General features: G+C 59.6%; 1 protein-coding gene. It reads left to right on the top strand.

Features of this window, described 5'->3' with window-relative positions:
- Positions 1-67 precede the first annotated feature (67 nt).
- Positions 68-455: hypothetical protein (locus DVK05_RS17655; RefSeq protein WP_233562253.1), on the top strand; the 388-nt coding region annotated here is incomplete at its 3' end.

Genomic DNA, 455 nt, shown 5'->3' with positions numbered 1-455 from the left:
TGTGGGGCTGGTACTCGCTCACTTCCCAACACCGAACGTGTTGACTAACCTCCCGAACCAACTTCCCATGCTCTGTGGGGTAGCAGCGGTGATACTCGTGTTATCCTACTTGTTCGAAACCAGCCCCGCCGCGTACGGGCTATCCCTGAGTCGGCAGTGGTTCGGTGACTTCGCCGGCGGGGCCGTAATCGGCGTGCTGTTTCAGGCTGTATCGACGGCCGCGATTCTCGCTACCGGGAGCGGGAGGATCGTTAGTTCGTGGTCAATGGGAGTCTTCAACGACCCTGTGACCGTCGGACTCGCGATCGGAGCGACGGCCGCTACATTCGTTATCGTCGGATTGTGGGAGGACTTTCTCTTTCGAGGCGTACTGATCCGTGAGCTCGTTGTCGGGTTTACGTCTCGCAAGGTATCGAGGCCGGCTGCTGCGTGGAGCGCGGTCCTTGTATCAGTCC

Source organism: Halorubrum sp. Atlit-8R, from assembly GCF_003666025.1.
GTDB classification, from domain to species: Archaea; Halobacteriota; Halobacteria; order Halobacteriales; family Haloferacaceae; genus Halorubrum; species Halorubrum salinarum.
This window is presented reverse-complemented; position numbering and strand designations above follow the sequence as displayed.